Origin of the sequence: Arcicella rosea (genome assembly GCF_040543805.1) — a bacterium.
In the GTDB taxonomy this organism is placed as follows: domain Bacteria; phylum Bacteroidota; class Bacteroidia; order Cytophagales; family Spirosomataceae; genus Arcicella; species Arcicella rosea.
In genome coordinates this window covers 318,879-339,175 of the sequence record NZ_JBEUMS010000002.1, presented here as the reverse complement: position 1 = coordinate 339,175, position 20,297 = coordinate 318,879, and the positions used below count along the sequence as shown (strand labels likewise).

General features: G+C 35.5%; 13 protein-coding genes. 3 read left to right on the top strand and 10 right to left on the bottom strand.

The window, feature by feature from the left end:
* Window positions 1–59: 59 nt before the first annotated feature.
* Window positions 60–515 carry a protein-disulfide reductase DsbD domain-containing protein gene (locus ABID42_RS04550; protein WP_323257870.1) on the top strand — a complete coding sequence of 152 codons (456 nt, stop codon included), beginning with the start codon at window positions 60–62 and terminating at the stop codon, window positions 513–515.
* Window positions 516–650: 135 nt separating this feature from the next.
* The gene (locus ABID42_RS04545) at window positions 651–1,841 is read left to right on the top strand and encodes a cysteine desulfurase family protein (protein WP_367282642.1); all 1,191 of its coding nucleotides are present in this window, start codon (window positions 651–653) and stop codon (window positions 1,839–1,841) included.
* Between the two features lie 164 nt (window positions 1,842–2,005).
* Here the strand turns inward: ABID42_RS04545 and ABID42_RS04540 are convergent, their stop codons facing one another.
* The 5 genes from ABID42_RS04540 to ABID42_RS04520 all read right to left on the bottom strand — a co-directional run bounded on the left by ABID42_RS04540 (window position 2,006) and on the right by ABID42_RS04520 (window position 10,843).
* Entirely contained in the window at window positions 2,006–3,454 is a 1,449-nt protein-coding gene (locus ABID42_RS04540) for an arylsulfatase (protein ID WP_367282641.1), read from the bottom strand.
* Between the two features lie 86 nt (window positions 3,455–3,540).
* The gene (locus ABID42_RS04535; RefSeq protein ID WP_367282640.1) at window positions 3,541–5,022 is read right to left on the bottom strand and encodes a RagB/SusD family nutrient uptake outer membrane protein; all 1,482 of its coding nucleotides are present in this window, start codon (window positions 5,020–5,022) and stop codon (window positions 3,541–3,543) included.
* Window positions 5,023–5,048: 26 nt separating this feature from the next.
* Window positions 5,049–8,246 carry a SusC/RagA family TonB-linked outer membrane protein gene (locus tag ABID42_RS04530; RefSeq protein WP_367282639.1) on the bottom strand — a complete coding sequence of 1,066 codons (3,198 nt, stop codon included), beginning with the start codon at window positions 8,244–8,246 and terminating at the stop codon, window positions 5,049–5,051.
* Window positions 8,247–8,850: 604 nt separating this feature from the next.
* Window positions 8,851–10,422, bottom strand: coding sequence for an arylsulfatase (locus tag ABID42_RS04525; protein WP_367282638.1), 1,572 nt, complete (start codon window positions 10,420–10,422; stop codon window positions 8,851–8,853).
* A gap of 1 nt (window position 10,423) precedes the next feature.
* Window positions 10,424–10,843: a rhodanese-like domain-containing protein gene (locus ABID42_RS04520; RefSeq protein WP_367282637.1), complete on the bottom strand. Its 420-nt coding sequence runs from the start codon at window positions 10,841–10,843 to the stop codon at window positions 10,424–10,426.
* Between the two features lie 9 nt (window positions 10,844–10,852).
* Here ABID42_RS04520 and ABID42_RS04515 point away from each other — a divergent pair, with 9 nt between their 5' ends.
* On the top strand, window positions 10,853–11,023 hold the full coding sequence (locus ABID42_RS04515; protein WP_367282636.1) for a hypothetical protein: 171 nt from the start codon (window positions 10,853–10,855) through the stop codon (window positions 11,021–11,023).
* A gap of 32 nt (window positions 11,024–11,055) precedes the next feature.
* Here the strand turns inward: ABID42_RS04515 and ABID42_RS04510 are convergent, their stop codons facing one another.
* The 5 genes from ABID42_RS04510 to ABID42_RS04490 all read right to left on the bottom strand — a co-directional run bounded on the left by ABID42_RS04510 (window position 11,056) and on the right by ABID42_RS04490 (window position 20,262).
* Window positions 11,056–12,675: a sulfatase family protein gene (locus ABID42_RS04510; protein WP_367282635.1), complete on the bottom strand. Its 1,620-nt coding sequence runs from the start codon at window positions 12,673–12,675 to the stop codon at window positions 11,056–11,058.
* Window positions 12,676–12,760: 85 nt separating this feature from the next.
* The gene (locus ABID42_RS04505) at window positions 12,761–15,328 is read right to left on the bottom strand and encodes a TonB-dependent receptor (RefSeq protein WP_323257884.1); all 2,568 of its coding nucleotides are present in this window, start codon (window positions 15,326–15,328) and stop codon (window positions 12,761–12,763) included.
* A 463-nt stretch (window positions 15,329–15,791) separates the two neighbouring features.
* A complete protein-coding gene (locus ABID42_RS04500; protein ID WP_367282634.1) occupies window positions 15,792–17,651 on the bottom strand; it encodes a sulfatase family protein in 1,860 nt (619 codons plus the stop codon).
* A 36-nt stretch (window positions 17,652–17,687) separates the two neighbouring features.
* Window positions 17,688–17,852, bottom strand: coding sequence for a hypothetical protein (locus ABID42_RS04495; protein ID WP_367282633.1), 165 nt, complete (start codon window positions 17,850–17,852; stop codon window positions 17,688–17,690).
* Between the two features lie 94 nt (window positions 17,853–17,946).
* Window positions 17,947–20,262, bottom strand: a complete 2,316-nt coding sequence (locus ABID42_RS04490; protein ID WP_367282632.1) for an arylsulfatase — start codon at window positions 20,260–20,262, stop codon at window positions 17,947–17,949.
* Window positions 20,263–20,297 lie beyond the last annotated feature (35 nt).

Below are 20,297 nucleotides of genomic sequence, written 5' to 3'. Positions count from 1 at the left end.
AAATTACACATTTTGTTTAATCAAGGAGTAGCACTTGCTATTCCACAATCTAATACATCATGAGACGTATATTTATTATCGTTGTATTAATTTTGTCGTTTGTATCGGCAAAAGCCCAGCAAGTAAATCAGATTGCTAATTGGAAATATACTTATTCAAATCCTAATTTTAAAGTAGGAGATGAAGTAGAATTGATTTTTACAGCGAATATAGAAAAAGGTTGGTCATTGTACTCTAATGACTTCAAAGCGGATATAGGTCCTCAACCAACTACTTTTTGGTTTGCAGAAAATGGTTCTTTTGAATATGACGGAAAAATTACGCCAGTTGCTCCCTTAAAAAAGCTAGATAAAAACTGGGGATTTGAAGTAACCTACTTTAAAGACAAAGCTGAATTCAGAACAAGAGTAAGAATTGTAGAACATGCCTTAGATATTTTCGGGGGAATAAAAGGACAATTCTGTAATGATAAAAAAGGAGTCTGCATCCCATTTGAACAGAAATTTCAGTTTTAGGAATTAGTTAATTTAGTTTATATCATTCATTTACATTTCATCAATAAATACAGATTACAGTGAAAGGAAAAAACCTTTTAAACCTATTGACTTGAAAATTGAACCTTCAACAATCTAAACAACATAAAAAACACCATGGAGATTTATTGTGATAACGCTGCGACGACTTCCTTAGATTTGGAAGTCTTAGATACGATGATTCCGTATTTGACTAATCATTTCGGAAATCCATCATCTAGCCACGCTATTGGAAGAAAAGCCAGAGAAGCTGTAGAAGAGGCTCGTCATAAAATTGCGAAGCTTTTAAATGCTTCTGAAAATGATATTTTTTTTACTTCTGGTGCTACAGAGGCAAATAATTTGGCAATTTCTGGAGCTATTAAAACTTATGAAATCAGAAATGTTATCACAAGTAGATTAGAACATAAAGCCGTTTTACAAACATTAGGGCAGTATAGTCAGCATAATGATTTAGAGATAGATTTTGTAAAACTTGATAATAAAGGGAATATAGATTTAGAACGATTTGAGTGGCTTTTGAAAAATAATCAACAAACACTCGTGAGTTTGATGCACGGCAATAATGAAATTGGAAATCTGACGGACATTAAAAAAATTGGAGAAATCTGTAAAAAATACGATGCTATTTTTCATAGTGATACCACACAGACTATTGGGAAACATAGATTTGATGTCACAAAACTTTATATAGATTATATCGTTGGTTCGTCGCATAAATTTCATGGACCTAAAGGTGTTGGGTTTATTTACATCAATAAATACAGAAAAATTCAACCACATATTTACGGCGGTGCTCAAGAGAGAGGAACAAGAGGTGGAACCGAAAATGTGGCTGGTATTGTAGGAATGGCTAAAGCCTTGGAAATAGCTTACAGAAATTTAGAAGAGTACGAAAATTATGTGGCTTTCTTGAAATCAAAGATGATTACGGCCTTGCATGATTTGTTTGGAGATGAAATTTCATTTAACGGAGAAAGTGATTCTTCTACCAATAGTTTGCCTAATATTTTAAACGTTGCTTTCCCGAATTTAAAGAAAGGTGGAGTATTAGTAAATCGTTTAGATGCACTTGGAATTGCAGTTTCTGGAGGAAGTGCTTGTTCTAATTTAACCAATAATGGGTCACATGTTTTAAAAACCTTGAATCGTAATCTTGATAAAGACAGCGTTCGTTTTTCATTTTGTAAATACAATACGCCTGCTGAAATCGACTTGATTATAAAAGCTATTGTGGATATTTACGAGCAAGATATTTTCGTAAGAAAGTCCGTTCAAAATAAAACAGCACAATTAATTTATGCTTAATTTTTGATTTTGCATGGTTCTTTTAGATAAAATATGTATCTTTGTCTATCGAATATATAGGATATAATATTAATATTTAAGCGACAGCTTTGTCAAATCTTTCAGGAAAGTCGGTGGTTGACTCTCTTTAGTTTTGGCGGGCTGTCGCTTAAATTTTTACAAAACTACTTATTCTGACTTACAAACGGAAATAAAGTAGATTCTACATGTGATGAATTCATCAATCCTTCTAATTCCTTCGCCTTTTCAGGAAATTGCTTGGCAATATTTTTACTTTCAGCTGGATCTTTTGCTAAATCATATAATTCTACTTCATTCTTAGGATTTGCTGAAGCATTCAATTTTACGGCTTTCCAATTGTCTTGTCGTACGGCTTGAACACCACCATTTTCATGAAATTCCCAATAAAGATATGCGTGTTTTGCTTGTGATTTATTACCTTTTAAAGTTGGGACAAATGAAAGTCCATCAGTATTTTTAGGCGCTTTTACACCAGCTAATTCAGCGAAAGTGGGTAGAATATCCCAAAAAGCACCAATATGATTATTCTGTGAGTTGGGTTTGATGACGTTCGTCCAACGAGCGATGAATGGTTCACGAATTCCACCTTCATACAAATCTCGTTTTACGCCTCTGAAACCACCGCCACTGTTAAAGAAAACAGGGTCAGCACCACCTTCTTTGTGTGGGCCGTTATCACTTGTGAAAATCACCAAAGTATTTTTATCTAAGCCTTCTTGCTTTAATTTTTCAAGAATTTGACCGACATATAAATCAAGTCGGCTAACCATTGCAGCGAAAGTCGCATGTGGATATTCTTGCGAAGTATAACCACCTTTTGTGGCTTTTAAACCATAATCATTTCCCTTATATGGCTTTTCATTGAAATGTTTTTTATAATATTCCAAGATGCTATCGTTAGGAACAAGTAATTCAGCATGTGGCAAAATATAAGGTAAAAATAAAAAAAATGGTTTGTCTTTTACTCTGTTATCAACAAACTCCAATGCCTTTTTTTGAATAATATCTGGGGCATATTCTTTATTTTCAATCAGATTTTTATTGGCTTCCAATACGATTTTCTGACCATTTTGCCATAAATGATTTGGGTAATAACGGTGTGCTAACGTTTGGCAATTATAACCAAAGAATTGATCAAAACCCTGTTTGTTAGGATCTCCTTCCGAACCAACTGGTCCTAGTCCCCATTTACCAAAAGCACCAGTTTGATAACCTGCTTTTTGAAGAATTTCAGCCACCGTGCGCACAGAATCAGCAATTGGTTCTTGTCCTTCTGGGTCAACACCTTTGTTGCCACGGATATAAGTATGTCCCGTATGTTGCCCTGTCAATAGCGAAGAACGTGATGGCGCACAAACACTTGTTCCCGCATAAAATTGCGTAAAACGAACACCTTGCTTGGCTAATTTATCAATATTGGGAGTTTTGATAAGTTTTTGTCCGTTGATAGCGATGTCGCCATAACCCAAATCATCCGCTAAAATGAAGATGATATTCGGGCGAGTATCATTTGATTTTTGTTTATTTTTTTGTGCCAATAAAGTAACTGCTTGTGTGAACAGCAAGGCGACAGCTAATATGATTTTTTGCATGATGATGCTACTTTTAGATTACCTATAAAACAAAAACATACGTAGCAAACTGAATTACTACGTATGTTCTTAAAGACAAGAAATGTTTAATTATACCCAGGGTTTTGTTGATACAGCCCTACTTTTGTTCCTATTTCAGTGGCAGGCACTGGATAAATCAAAAAGTCGGATGTTACGGCATTGATTGTTAGAATTCCATCATTTTTTATCCAAGAATTCATTTTAGTAACAGCATTTCCAGAACGAACTAAATCGTTCCAACGGGTGCCTTCTCCTAAAAATTCTTTGCGTCTTTCTTCCAATAAAGTATCAAAAGTAACGTTCAAAATACTTGGTAATCCTGCACGATTTCTTACTTGATTCACCAAAGCATCTACTTCGGTTTGCGTGCCTTTTGCTCCTTTTAAAATGGCTTCTGCTTTCAATAAAAGAATATCCGCATAACGCAAAACGATAAAATTGATAGACCAATCTCTTCCATTTGTACCTCTTTTTGCCACATCAATATATTTCTTGATAAAAGGCTGAGAGTAAGATAATTGGATATTGAAAGCATTTCTTACATCCGACGAATTAGTTAAGTACGAAGTTTTAAGTTCTTTAGAAATATTAAAGTTACTTGCGCCATAACCATTACCATAAGCGTTTGAAATTCCTTGTCCCGTCCAAAAAGCAACTGGAGCAAGATGACTTGGAAAACCAGCACCATTCGAAGAACTCATAAACTGTACATCAAAAATTACTTCTTTATTATTTTCGTTGTCATAAGCAAAAACCGAAGAATAATTTGGTAATAATTGGTATTGATTACTCGCAATTACTTCATTAAAAAGCGAAAGTGCTTTATCGTATTCGTTGCTATTTAAGCCTGCACCTTCAATATTATACGTTGTTCCTGAGCGAGTTAGATAAACCAAACCTAATAAACCTTTTGCAGCATTGTTTGTAGCACGACCAACATTAACACCTGTGTAAGATGCAGGAAGATTTTGTACCGCAAATTCTAAATCTGCAATAATCAATTTATAAATATCTGCTACAGCACTTCTAGGTACAGATTCTACTTCTGCGGCTGTTAAAGGCTTTTCTACCAAAGGTACTTTTCCGAAAGTACGCACTAATTGAAAGTAATAGAAAGCTCTCAGAAAACGTGTTTCGGCTGTAAATCTTGAACGTAAAGTAGCATCTGTAATAATACTTCCTTTAGTTTCTAATGCCTGTAAAACTGAATTGGCATTGAAAATTCCGTTGAAATTGTCATTCCAAGCGCTGGCGATAAAACCTGTTGTGGTGATATTTGGAGAGAAATCATTGATTCCTTGCCAGTCACGGTTACCATCGTGTAATACATTTAGGTTATCGCTACGCATTTCACCTAACCAAAGTACTTGACTTGGATAAGAAGTTAATTTACTATAAACACCATTGACGGCTTGTGTAAAATCATTGGTATTTGTATAAAAACTTTCTGCTGTGGTACTTGAAACTGGTTTCTGGTCGAGCTGATCTTCGCAGGAAGTAAGCCCCAAGATGACAGCGCTAAGTGCTATATATATTGTTTTTTTCATGACTATAAAACGTGTAATTACGTGAATTAAAAAGTAAGATTAATACCTACAGAAGCAGTTTTGCTCAATGGCATTGCACCGTAATCGCCCGGAATTGGATAACTCCCATTTCCACTTACATTGGTGTTTTGGGCTTCTGGGTTTACGCCACCACGGTAATTATCGTGGTTAAACCAGTTTTGTAAAGCTACATAAACACGAGCAGAAGAGAATACGCCAGATTTTGCTAAATCTCTGAGATTATAACCAAAAGTAATATTTTGAATACGGATAAAATCAGTTGAATAAACCCAGTCGGATGTTACTTGTGGAACAGTATAAGTACTTGCTAGTTTTCCACGAGGAGCATCATAATTTTGATTTTCTGGTGTCCATCTTTCTCTCCAAATTCCTAAAATATTAGCGGTTGTACTTCCGCTGAAATCAATAGCACGACCAAAATATGAAAGAATTGAACCGCCAACTTGCCCATATACTTGTACGCTCAAATCAAAATTTTTGTATTTGAAATTGTTAGTGACACCCCAAGTATATTTTGGATTGGGTTGTCCATAAACTACTCTATCGTTTGCATTAATTACGCCATCGCCGTTCGCATCAAAATACTTTGTGTCGCCAACAGTTTGGTTTCTGATTTTAGCAACTTTCGGGTCATCCAAATCAGCTTGCGTTAAGACTCCAATTGATTTTGTTACATAATAACTAAACATTGGTAAACCCGGCTGTAAAATATAAGGCGCATTACTTCCGCTATATGCCGAAGGAATATAAATAGGAGAGCCATCTGCATTCAAAGAAATTACTTCGTTTTTATTGAAAGCAATGTTGGCATTTGTACTCCATTGGAAATCAGGCGTTACGATATTCCTTGAAGTAATGCCTAATTCAATTCCTTGGTTTTTTACAGAACCAATATTTTGTAAGCTAGTCGAGAAACCACTTGCTGCCAAAACAGGGAGATTCAACAACAAATCTGTACTTTTCTTGGTATAAGCATCAAAAGAAAGATTAAGGCGATTGTTGAAGAAAGCTGCATCAAAACCTAAATCATAAGTATTAGAAGTTTCCCATTTCAAGTTCGGATTCGCCAAACCTGCTGATACTTGTCCGCTTGCAACAGTAGGCGTATTTCCGCCGAAATTATATGAAGTACCAGACAAAGTAGGAATTGCACTATAATTTCCGATATTATTATTACCCGATTTCCCCCAGCTAAAACGCAATTTCAAATCGCTAATTTCTTTTATATCTTTCAAGAATGATTCTTGTGAAATTCTCCAACCGATTGATGCCGACGGGAAAGTTCCCCATTGGTTATTGATACCAAATTTTGAAGAAGCATCACGACGAATACTTCCTGTAATTAAATACTTACCTGAATAATCGTATTGGATTCTTCCATAATATGAAAAAAGAGTATTGTTGTTTTCACTCGTTGAACCTGTAACCGTTACTCCAGCAGCATTTGGAATTGCATTGCTAATCGTGTTCACGATATTATTGGCAAAACCACCAGCAGTATTGATGTTGAAAGATTCTCCATGAACTGAATTGAATGATACCCCAGCCACAGCCGAAACATTATGTACTTTATCGAAAGTCTTGATAAAATTCAAGGTGTTTTCGTTTACAAAGTTTTGTTTTCTGTAACCTCCATACGAACCACTTGCATTTTTTCCAGGATTGGTAATTCGTTCAGCAGCGCCACCAACTGCTACATAATCAGAAACATATTTTTTTGTTTGCTGATTTACGTCGTCATAATTGATGGTTGTTTTGGCAAACAAACTTGGCAAAATGTAATATTCAGCATAAACCGAAGTTAAGAGACGAGTATTTTTTGTTAATCCGATTGAATTATTCAAAATCGCATAAGGACTTACCAATCGAGGGCTACTCCAAGTATAAGTTGAAAACTCACCAGCACCTGTATTCAAACCTGCATTTGCTTCTACGACTGGAGAAATAGCGGCGATATTCATAATTGGACTATCTTTTCCGTCGCCTTGTGGCGTATTATTTTCAGAATAAGTTGGTGCTAGATTGATGCCAAATTTCAATTTTTTGTTTGCTTTTGCTTCGATATTAGCACGTACACCATAACTTTTAAAATCTGTATTGACCAAAGTAGCTTGTTGATTCAAGTAGTTTCCTGAAAAGAAATAACTCACATTTTCAGTACCGCCAGTTGCTGATAATTGATAGTTTTGGAAAGCCGCTTTTCTGTAAATAGCATCTTGCCAATCAACATAAGTTAAACCCGGATGCCCCTCTTGCGACCAACGTTCGTCTGGCATATATGAAGTATTGTACTCACCTGCTTTTAATCCTAATATTGCTCTACGTTGGTCATTCGTTTGGTCGGCTGTGCGTCCAGTTCCCGAACGAATCCAGTTTGTATTTGCTACTTCTGTGGCTACGCCAACCCATTCTTCTGCACTTAAAATATCCAATTTTTTAGCAACACTGCTAATGCCAGTATTGGTGTTTAAACTTATTTTCAACTTACCAGATTTTCCTCTTTTAGTCGTAATCAATACAACACCATTGGCAGCACGAGAACCATAGATTGCGCCCGCAGCAGCATCTTTTAGTACTTGAATACTCTCAATATCGTTAGCACTTAAATTTGCGAGTGGGCTCGTTCCGATACTTCCATCTGAGCTTTGTCCAGCAATATCCAAAGGAAATCCATCCACTACATAAAGTGGTTCAGAACCTGCATTGATAGAACCCGTTCCACGGACTACAATACTTAAACCTGTTCCGGGTAAACCTGTTTGTTGTTTTACTTGTACTCCAGCCATTTGTCCGACAAGTGCTTGTTCGATTCTACCAATCGGTTTTTCTTCTAAATGTTTTGCATCAAAAGATACCACCGAGCCAGTAATGTCACTAGCTTTTTGTGTGCCGTAACCAATTACAACTACTTCATCTAAAGATTTTGCTTCGGGTTGTAGTGAAACATTAATTGTAGATTGGTTATTGATTTTTACTTCTTGTGGTAAATAACCGACGAAAGAATAAATCAAAGAAGCATCTTTTGCACTGACAGAAATCGAATATTTCCCATCTTGATTAGAAGAAACACCTCTTTGTGTTCCTTTAATGATTACGTTTACTCCGGGTAAAATATCGCCTTTTTCATCTCTAATAATTCCTGATATTACTTGTTCGCTAGATTTTGTAGGCTTTTGAGCAAAACTCTGTGAGCATGTACTCATTGAGACTAAAAGGATGGAAAAAAGGACTTGAAGTTTCCGTAAATTTTGTTTCCATTGTTTGTGTTGATCCATAACTTTTTTGTTTAAATTTTAAATTTGACAAATACTTTTCCTCCCATCATTTTTTGTGATGTTGCGTCGATTTGCCAAATGTTTAGGTTCGTTAGCACTAAAAAGCGCTAAGTCTTCATGGGTATTATGATATTAAATATGTAAGGAAAAATAAGTTTCGTAAAGTGTAATATTGACACATTTGTAACTACTCTATAAAACTTATGGGGCAAATGTATAATCTGTAAATTTTTCAGACAAGTACTTTTTAAAATATTTTATTAATTCATTTTTAATTGTGCAATTCAAATATTTTATTGAATAAATAGTGTGGAATTTGAAGGGAATTTGCCTTTAGTCTACTAAGTTTAAGGAGTTTTATTATAAGTTTTAGAAGATGTTAAAAGAGTTTTTTTGAAAATATAGCCTTTAAGATTTCAGCTTTGATGAGAGTATTTAATTAAAATTTTTGTATTGATATTGTCAATAGAGAAGGTACTGATTTGAAAAACAATCGTCCTTTATAATCAAATAAATCATAAAGGACAATTATTTATTTGATTTTATTCCAATCTTGAACACCTACTTTTTTCGACCAAACCTCGTGTGCTGTGATGAGTTCTTGTAGTATTTTAGGATGGTTTTCTGCTAAATTTTTGGTTTCTGTTCTGTCTTCTGCAATATTGTATAACTCCCAAGCTTGGTTATTTTCGGCAATGGCTTTCCAATTTCCTTTTCTAATCGCCCGACTGCCTTCATGTTCCCAAAAGAGTGCTTCGTGGGGTTTACTTTGTTTGCCTTCCAATTCATTTTTCAGACTGACTCCTTCTAATGGCGTAAGTTTTTTTCCGTTAAAAGTACTTGGGTATTGAACACCTGCATAATCCAACACCGTTGGAAAAATATCAATCAAATGGCTTGGACGGTTACTTTTACTTCCTGCTTTGATATGATTTGGGAAATAAGCAATAAATGGTGAAGCAATTCCGCCTTCGTGAGTATTCTTCTTGAATAATTTAAAAGGCGTGTTGCTGGCATTTCCCCAAGGACTTTCGTAACTATCTATCGAAGCAACCGAACCAGCTTCTCCGTTTTTTTGCGTTACATAATTCCAATTTTTCACATCGTCCGCACTTCCTCCGTTGTCGGAAAGAAAGAAGATAATGGTATTGTTTTCTTCACCAAGTGCTTTTATTTTCTGCAAAACTTCCCCGATTCCTGCGTCCATTCGGTCAATCATAGCAGCATAAATTGCCATGCGTGTATCCCATTTTTCTTTTTCTTCGGCACTGAGTTTATGCCAATCAGGCACATTTTCAAAACGATTGGAGAGTTCCCAATTTTTATCAATAATACCCAAGGCTTGTAGTTTTTTCAAACGTGTGGTTCTTAAATCATCCCAACCTTTCAAGTATTTTCCTTTGTATTTAGCAATGTCTTCGGGCAAAGCTTGAATTGGCCAATGCGGAGCATTATAAGCCAAATACAGAAAAAATGGCTTTTGGTTTTTATGCTGTTTATCTAAAGCATTGATGGCAAAATCGGTGATGGCTTGCGTGAGATATTTAGCAGTATCGTTCCGAATAATTTCTTTATTTCCTTCCAAAAAAGTAACCGTTCTGCCATCGTTGTACAGTGGTTGAGAATTAAAGTAGCTACTTCCGTTATTTTGCAAAGTAAAAGATTCATCAAAACCTCGATTCACTGCCCAAGCTGAAGGCACTAAACCAACATGCCATTTTCCTGAAACTATTGTAGAATAGCCAGCTTGTTTTAAGGCTTGTCCGATGGTGATACAATTTTCGTTGAGATAACCTTGATAGGCAGGAAAACCTTTGTCTTGTACCATATCGCCAATACCAGCTTGGTGTGAATACAAACCCGTAAGCAAAGAAGCACGTGAAGGACAGCAACGACCCGCATTATAAAACTGTTTGATAATGAGACCATTATTTGCCAATTTGTCTAAATTGGGTGTTTTGATTTCAGCGCCAAATGCTCCAATGTCCGAAAAACCTAAATCATCGGCTAGGATAACAACAATATTTGGCTGTTTTTTTTGAGCCAACAATGGTTGGAAAGTTGAGGTCAATAAAAGCCCTACGCTTAGAATTTTCTTGAGCATTTTATTTTTCTGCGGGTAAACCTTTTGTGAGAAGACTATCTAAACCTCCGATATTATAGCCCAATTGATAGCCAAAAGTTTGTAAAGTATCAGCGGCTTTTCCACTTCTGTTTCCCGAACGACAATACAAATAAATCTTCTTTGACTTATCTAATTTCTGAATTTCTTCAGAAAATTTTTCGGAACGAATATTTATATTTTGAGCGTACTTTAAATGTTTTGTACTGTACTCTTCTGGCGTGCGGACATCTACTAAATAAGCCTTCCCTTTCTGAATTTCTTTCAAAATTTTCTTACTCAATTTTGTATCAACAGTGATTTTATTGGCTGTTTTTTGAGTATAAACTTGGTGACTTGCTGTTTGTGCATTGCTCAAAACTGCTGAAAGTAAAAGGGCGAATGTGAAGAGGTATTTTTTCATTTAATTATTATGTTAGGGCTGTCGGCTATCGGTCTTCGGCTTTCAGCTTTAGGATTATGGCTTTGGGTTTTCTGCTGTCTGCTATTGCATTGGTCTTCGGATATTAGCTATCGTTTTAAAGTTGCTAATAGTGACGAATTATCGACAACAAAAATCCTAAATCTGAAAGCCGATGACTGATTGCCGAAAGCAGACGACTGAAATCCAATAAACTATTTTATTTTAATCACTTTACTGGCACTAAAGCCAATTCTATGGGCAATTACGTAGAGAGAATCTCCTTTTTGGATGTGAAATGGTTTTGAATAAACTTGCCATTCTTTATCTTTTTCATGCTTTTTATAAGCTATTGAAGCTCCTTTAGTCGCCGAAATAATACTTACTTTTCCTTCTTTCAGTGAGATTTCTGGTGAAGAGGTTTCGGGAGCTTTATCTTTCCCTTGCCACCACGAAGCTACTAATTCATTTTCAGGAATTGCACCTAAATCACCAAATTGCTTTATCCATTCAAGATGTTTTTGGCGTAATTCAGTAAGTTTTGCTTTGTAAGTTGGATTATTGGCTAAGTTTTTAAATTCATAAGGATCGGTTTGCGTATCAAAAAGTTCTTCTTCTGGTTTTGAGTTTCTGAACCAGTATGCTTGTTGATCATTTAATTTTCCAGCTTCTTTTAAACGAAGAATTTCTTGCATACTCTTTTGACTTAATCGGTATTTAAGGTTCTGATAATAAGGCTTTTCAGGTTGATAGTTTTTCAAATATTTAAATCGACCATCGCTTACTGCTCGTACTCTATCATATTCACTGTCCATTCTATCACGGGCAGCATAAATGTATTTTCGGGCAATTTCACTTTTTTGTTTACCCAGAAAAGCCTGTCCTTGAATATATTTTGGAATAGGAATATTCGCTAAAGACAATACAGTAGGAGCGAAGTCCACAAAGCTGAGTAATTGACTATCAGTCGTCCCTGCATTTTTAGCATTTGGAAAACGAATGAGCATCGGTACTTTTAAGCCTCTGTCATACAATTCTCTTTTCACAAAAGGTAAACCATCACCGTGGTCACTGTAAAAGAAAATAATCGTATTATCGTATAAACCATCATCTTTGAGTTGCTGTAAAATATCCCCAACTTGTTTGTCCATGATTTCAACATTAGAGAGAAAACGAGCAATGTCTTTTCTAATAATGGCATTGTCAGGATAATATGGTGGAACAATTACCGAATCTAGATGCACAGAAAGAGGTTCTTTATCACGAGAAAATACTTGTGATTCATGTGTAATCATTAAATTAATTACTGAGAAAAAAGGCTGATTTTTGTCTTCCCTTCCTCGCCAATTTGCTGTTTTGCTGTTCTCATTCCAGACTGTTACTGGTGCTTCAAACTGATAATCTTGTTTTTCATTATTCGTGCAGTAATAGCCCGCTTTTCGTAAATATTCCGGAAAACATTTTACTTGTTCTGGAAGTAACGCAGAATAAAATGGCACAGAAAGTTTTTGTGAAACGGCAGTTTGTAAGGTTCGCATATTATGAGCACCAATTGAAGTTTGGTACATGCCCGTAATTAAAGTAGCTCTACTTGGCGCACAAACTCCAGCCGTAGAAAATACATTGGTATAACGAACTGCTTCTTTTGCTAGTTTATCCAAATTGGGCGTTTTAGCTATTTTTTCACCAAAACTTCCTAAATGTGGAGACATGTCTTCACAAGTAATCCAAAGAATATTCGGCTGTTTTGTTGTTTTATTTTGTTGAAATGCAAAAGTTTCTTTTAGGCTAAAAGAAAGAATTAAGCCTAGAAGTAAGATTTTTCGAATAGCCATTTTGATGATTTATCATAAAAAAAGCCTATGAATTTTTCAGCAATTCAGCTTCAAATTCATAGGCTTTAAAATTTATTCGATGATTTTAGAAAGTGAAACGAAGCGTTACACCATAAGTAGCTGGGTCACCTAATACAGCAGCGTAATGTCCTGCATTTCCTGCTGCTGGTAATAATTGTTCGAAATAATCTTTGTTTAAGATATTTCTACCCCAAATTAACACTGAAAGTCCATTTGAAGCACGGAAACCAATTCTACCATTTACGATATTGTAACCTTCAATATTCAAAAATTTAGATGGTGAAGCACTTGATGAGAACGTTGTACGAGCATAAGAATCAAGTGCGATAAAGTAATTTCCTTTCAAAGTCATGAATTTTCCAGCAGTACTGAATTCTCCCCCTAATGAACCTGCCCATTTTGAAATTCCCGGTAAATCACCACCAGAAACATCTTTGAAAGCTGACTCTCCACCTGTTTCTTCTAATGGAACTGGTGCATTTTTAAATGAAACATATTTTCCATCAGTATATGAAACCGCTCCGTTGAATGTGAAATGACTACCCACTCTGATACTTCCGTCAACTTCAACTCCTTTTACTCTTACTTTTTCAGCATTTGCTAAATAACCTCTATTTACACCAACTTCAGCCGTTTGAACTTGCGTTTGGTAATCTTTAATTTCAGTATTATAAATAGTTACATTTAAAGAAGTCTGAGATGTTGGTCTTGTTTTTACGCCAATTTCATAGTGAGTTACAAATTCAGGCTTTACTTTAGCTAAATCAATTAAAACGGCTCCATTAGCAGTTGGAAGTCCTCCAAGGTTTACACCGACTGGCTTATAACTATTTGCATAAGTAGCAAAAACATTCAAAGATTTAGTTGGTTTGTATGCCAATGTTACTTGTCCAGATAAATTGTTTTCGTTTACACTAAAATTAAATGCTTGATTTGTATAAACACCATTTTTTAAAGCCAATAAAGCTGGGTCAGTTGTTTGTAAACCGCCGTAAGTTTCACGTTTGTAATCCACATCTTTTTTATCGTAGTTGAAACGAAGACCCGGTAATAAATGTAATTTTTCAGTGATTGACCAGTCAACTTGGCTAAATACAGCAGCACCTAAAGTTTTAAGTCTTGAAGTTGTTTTTGTTCCAAAACCATCAAATAAACCTGGTGTTTTCCATAGTGCAGAAGTTGAACTTTGTGAGAATCTCCACTGTGCTGAACCTGATTCTTCTGTTTGAACTGGGTCAGATGTTAAAAGTTGGTCAATCAAAAATACGCCAAAAACACCGCTCAATCTTTCAGAAAATTGTCCTGCATAACGAATCTCTTGTGTCCATTGGTCATGTCTTGAGTTTCCTTGCGATTTAGTTAAAACTGGTAAGCCAATAAAATCTCTATCATTTGATGGATCCCAAATCCAGTAACGCCATGCAGTTGTTGAAGTAAGTGTTCCTTTACCAATTTTAGCATCAACATTGATAGACGCACCACCAAAATCGTTGTTTACTCTCCACGGAGAATCTGCATCTGTAATTCTATCAAAAGGATTTGTTGTTGGTAATTTATAACCCAAGTCAGCAATAATGGCATTGAATTGACGATAAGCAGCACGTTTTGTTGTTACTACACCAGCCACAACCGTTGCATTTCCATCTGGTCTTTGACGAGCATTATCTCCTGCAAAAGTAATATTTACATTTTCAGATGGTGTATAAAGTAATTGTGCTCTAAAACCTAAGTTATTTAACGAGTTTGTTGGTTTTAAAGTAGTTGTATTAAAAATTGTTCCATCTCTTTGTGTACCAGAGAATGAAACTCTAGCTGCCAATGTTTTGCTGATTGGTCCTGTGATAGAAGCTTTTGCTTGAATATAATTTAAGTTACCATAACTTGTTTCAAATGTTGCTCCTGGTGTAAAGCTTGGGGCTCTTGTTGTGATGTTAAAAGCACCAGCAGTAGTGTTTTTACCGAAAAGCGTTCCTTGTGGACCACGAAGTACTTCGATACGGTCAACATCAACAAAGTCGATAGCCGTTGCCGCAGGTCTTGCATAATATACTCCATCTACATAAAATCCAACGCCTGGATCAATGCCATCGTTAGTAAGCCCAAACGACGAACCTAATCCACGAATATTCAATGTTGTATTTCTACCATTTGAAGAATATAATTGTACTGAAGGAATTAATTCCTTCAAACGGTTAGGGTTAAACGCTCCTGCATCTTCTGCTTTTGCACCACTAATCACAGCAATTGGAATTGGAATATCTTGTATCGACTCTTGGCGACGTCTTGAAGTAACTACTACATCAGAAAGTTCATTAGTGCTTTCTTCGATAGAGATTTCTACTTTATTGGTATTGATTACGACTTCTTTTTTCTGATAACCTACATAAGATATCACTAAAGTAAATGGCAATTTTTGCCCTGTAATTAACGAAAACTCTCCATTAGCATCTGTAGAAGCACCGTTAGTTGTTCCTTTAATCACTACTGATGCTCCGATGATTAAGTCATTTGTTCTTGAATCAACTACTTTACCTGAAATAGTTGCATTGATAATTGGCTTATCTTGAGCTGATGTTAAAAGAGGTAATATTATTGCCAAGATTAGCAAGGTTGATTTGAAAATTTGTTTCATCGAGTGATAGATATTTTATGTTATTATTATGTTTATTTCAGGAATTAACTCTATGAGTTTTATAGACTAATTTCCTTTAAAAAAATCCTAGAATGGTATTTCTAAGACTTCCAATTGTAATCATATTCGATAATGAGTGCAAGTTAAGTATTTTATTCTATATAGTATATCATTTTTATATACTATTGATAAAATTCATTAATTTGTATAATTTGTTATTGAAATAATATTAAAAATTGACTTATAATGTAGTTTATTGGATGAAAAATGAGAGAAATACTTTGAGTAACAATCACAGAATTCTGTAATTAGCATGTCGATTGCATGAGGTAAGACCGCCAACACCAGTACCAGAGTTAAAGCGTGGGATTAAATGTTTCATAGTTTTGATAGGTTTAACTTTATTAAAGAATAGTATGAGCATTAGAACAATAAAAGACTATTACTCTAATGCTCAATTGATTTACTTACCACCACTAAACTGAACTTTATAGCGTTCAGCGGCATGTTCAACATCAATTAATGGATAGATATTATACTTGGCAGCTTCTGAATCGAAGAGTGCTTTTAATTCTTTAAGTTTCTCAGGATACTTCTTCGCCAAATTTACTCTTTCGTTAAAATCCTCTTTCAAATTATACAATTCCCATTCTTCTTTATCAGGATTGTTTTCAATATTCGGAGGCGTTTCACCTTTGTAAGTAAAGGTTTCTAAAGTATTGGGATGATGTGCCGCACCTGCTTTCCAACCATCTTTATAAATGGCTCTGTTTCCAAAAATGGTAAAGTATTGTTGCGTATGCTGTTCAGGAGCTTTTGCATCACCAAAAGAATACGCTAAACTTTTGCCATGAATTGGGTCTTGTTTGATGCCTCTCAATACTTCTGGCTGTTGAACACCAACGATTTCTTCGATAGTTGGCAAAATATCTGTTACGTGTCCAAACTGAGTACGGACTTCGCCTTTTTCTTTGATACCATTTGGATAATGTACAATCAATGGATTGTGTGTTGCTCCTTCAGCGTTGGCATCACTTTTCCAGAATTTGAAAGGTGTATTGGTTGCTTGAGCCCAACCTAAAGGATAATTGGCTACTGATTTTACATCTGGAGTACCGATTTTATCGTATTCGCTTAAAATATACTTTTTGTATTCTTCACGAGTAATATTATCTGCTCCAAAACGAATGGTTTTATTAGTTACTCCATATTCTAAACCTTCTTTACTGCCTCCATTATCACCAATGATGACGAAAATAGCAGTATTATCCAATTGTTTACTTTCCTTCAAATGATTGACCAAACGACCAATTTCATAATCGGTATATTCTAAAAAGCCAGCATATACTTCCATAAAACGAGCGTACAAATGTTGTTCTTCAGCAGGTAAATCTTTCCAAGCTTTGATAAAATCGTTTCTTTCTGGTAAAACTGCATTGGCAGGAATTACGCCCAATTTCTTTTGGTTCGCAAATACTTTTTCTCTGAAAACATCCCAACCTTCATCAAATTTGCCTTTGTATTTATCGCTCCATTCTTTTGAAACTTGATGTGGTGCGTGTGTAGCTCCAGGAGCAAAATACAAGAAGAAAGGTTTGTTCGGAGCAATTGCTTTTTGTCTAGTAATGTAACTAATGGCTTTGTCGGTCAACTGAGCCGTTAGATGTCTGCCATCAGGTTTGATATGTTGATTATCTTCAACTAAATCTGGTTTGTACTGGTCGGTTGCACCGCCCAAGAAACTAAAGTTATGGTCGAAACCTTTGCCAGAAGGCCAACGTTCGAAAGGACCTAAATCGGTACTTTCATCATCTGGCGTCAAATGCCATTTTCCTAACTGATAAGTACTATAACCATTTTCACGAAGTACTTCGGCAATTGTTCCTTTATTTGGTTTGATGTGACCATCATAACCAGGATAATCTGCTGATAAGTAAAAATGTGGGAAAAGTCCCATGCCAACAGAATGATGATTGCGACCAGTCAACAATGCCGCACGAGTAGGAGAACAAATTCCTGCGGTATGAAAATTGGTATAACGAAGTCCGTTATTTGCGAGGGCATCAAAAGTTGGTGTATTAATTAATCCACCAAAAGTACCTGTTGCGCCATAGCCAACATCGTCTAATAAAATCACAACAACATTGGGAGAACCAGCTTTAGCTTTCTTCAAATAATCAACTTTGTAAGGCGTTGATGTTTTGTGTGATTTTGTAATTTTTCCTTTCCACTCTTGTTCAGTCTGAGCGAATAAATTATTGGCTGAAGTCATTAAAACTGCACCAGCGAGTAATGGTAAGTAAGGATTTCTTTTTTGTTTCATCTTCTTTAATTAAATGAGTTGAAATATGAGTATCGTTTAAATTTTCTTTTGAATACTTGAAAGGGGAATAATTTTCTGGTTTTTACTTTGTTGTTTTTTCTTGAATAAATCAGGATTACCAATCACCGTAATTAGTAGAATTACCAATGGTGGAATTAATGCGATAAATCTGGTTGTGGATGAAGTAATTTGTGTTTTCATAGTAATTCAATTTTAATCTATGGAATAAGTATATTAATTAAGATTTAAAAAATCTCTTGCTAAGTTTTACAAGAGATTTTTTATGGTTTGTTGATTATTTAGGAAGATATTCAATCGTTATTTTATCAAATTTCCCATTGTATTTGAACGGTGTTTCATAACGATTTGAAACAGGACTGTTCAAATCTGCACCAACATCAACGCCGTCTTTATAAAAGGCAATGTACTTGGCTTCTGAATAATAAATAGTTCTTTTAGCTACTAATTGCCCATTAATATACAATTCAGCATTTCCCGATTCTGGATCAATATTTTGAGCAATTAAACTTTTAGCATCGGTAGGAGGTTGATAATTAAATTGATAAGAAAGTTTTACTTTACCCGCTGGCAGTACTTTATCTGCTTCTAAATGTCTGATAATTGTACCTGTATTATTGGCTACTTGAAATTTACCATCTTTGATAAATAGACTTAAGCCTTCAAATGAACCACCTGTTGAGAACAAAATGCCTTCGTTTCCTTTTACATAATCTACTTCCGTAGAGATTTTAAAAGAAGTTTGAATGAATTGAGGTCCGCTAAAATTCAAAATCTGGTCGATTCCTTGATACAGCACAATCTTGTCGCTATTGCCGAAAATACTTCGTTTTCTCTCACCGCTTGGTGTCGTATCTTGCAAAGGATATACATTGTATTTGTAGGCTTCTTGATCGAATAAATCTTGTAATTCCTTTAGTTTTTCTGGATATTTTTTCGCTAAATCAATACGGTCGTTGAAGTCTTCATTTTGGTTATACAGTTCCCAAACGTCGTTTTTGAAATCTGTTCCCGGCTCATGATAAACGGCCGCTTTCCAACCATCTTTATAGATAGAACGTTTCCCTTTGATTTCATTATGCTGAACTGTATGAGTGCTTTTGGCTTGCGCATTTTCAAATGAATAAACAAGACTTTTTCCTTCAAATGGTTTTTGAGTTACGCCATTGATGGTTTGAGGAAATTCTCCTTTAATCAATTCCAAGGTTGTCGGAGCAATATCATTAACATAACTGTACTGATTGCGGATGCCACCTTTTTCTTTGATGCCTTTTGGATAGAAAATAATCAAGGGATTATGTGTTCCTCCTTCTGAATTTCCATCAACTTTCCATTGACGGAATGGCGTATTCGTCGCTTGTGTCCAACCATAAGGAGCATCTTGAAAAGCGTGTTCAGTTCCTAATTTTTCGATATTTTTAATGGCTTCTTCAATCTGCTTTTTGTTTTCGAGACTGCTAATATAACCATTGATTGTACCATGCTTTGTACTCGGACTAGAACCATTATCACCGATAATGGCAACAATTACGGTATTATCCAATTGTCCGATTTCTTTTAAGTAATTCACTACTCTACCAAATTCATAATCAGCATGAGTCAGGAATCCTGCGTAAATCTCCATGTAGCGAGCGTACAGTTTTTTCTCACCTTCAGAAAGACTTTCCCAAGCTGGTACTTTTGCATCACGAGCTGGTAAAACGGCATTGGCAGGTACAACGCCTAATTTCTTTTGGCGAGCCAATACTTCTTCTCTGTACCAATCCCAACCTTTGTCAAATTTTCCTTTGTACAAATCACTCCATTTGGCATCTACTTGGTGTGGTGAATGAATCGCTCCAGTGGCAAAGTACAAAAAGAAAGGTTTTTCTGGAGCAAGCGATTTTTGGTTAGCGATGTACTTAATCGCTTTATCTGCCAAAAGTGTACTTAAATGTTTGGTGTTTGGTTCAATGTCGATAACACTATTGTCTTCGTACAAATTAGGGTGATACTGTTCTGTATGTCCCAAATGCCAACCATAAAAATGTTCAAAGCCTTTTCCTGATGGCCATCGGTCAAATGGACCAACTGCCGAAACTTCATTGATGGGCGTTAAATGATATTTCCCAACGGCAAAAGTGCTATAATTGTTGGCTTTCAAGATTTGTGCAATGGTTGCTTTATCATCTGGCAAACGTCCGTCATAACCCGGAAATCCCGTTGCCGTTACAGGAAAAAGTCCCATGTGAACTGAATGAGAATTTCGACCTGTCAATAATGCTGCTCTGGTTGGCGAGCAAATTCCTGTTGTATGAAAATTGGTATAACGTAAACCATTATTGGCTAAACTATCCAAAGTTGGCGTGTGCATTAAACCACCAAAAGCACTTGAAGTACCAAAACCAGCATCATCAATTAAGAGATAAACAATATTTGGAGCATTTTTGGGTGCTTGTGGTTTTGCTGGCCACCATTCTTTGGAGTCGGCAAGTGTTTTACCAATTTTTCCTTGAAATACTTCTTGTGTATTTTGGCTAAATGTTGTCTGCGTAAAAAATATACTTACAGCAAAGGCAAACATTCTTTTTTTATGTACTTGTATGAATTTCATATTTAAGGTTTTATTATTAAAGAGCAAAAAAATAA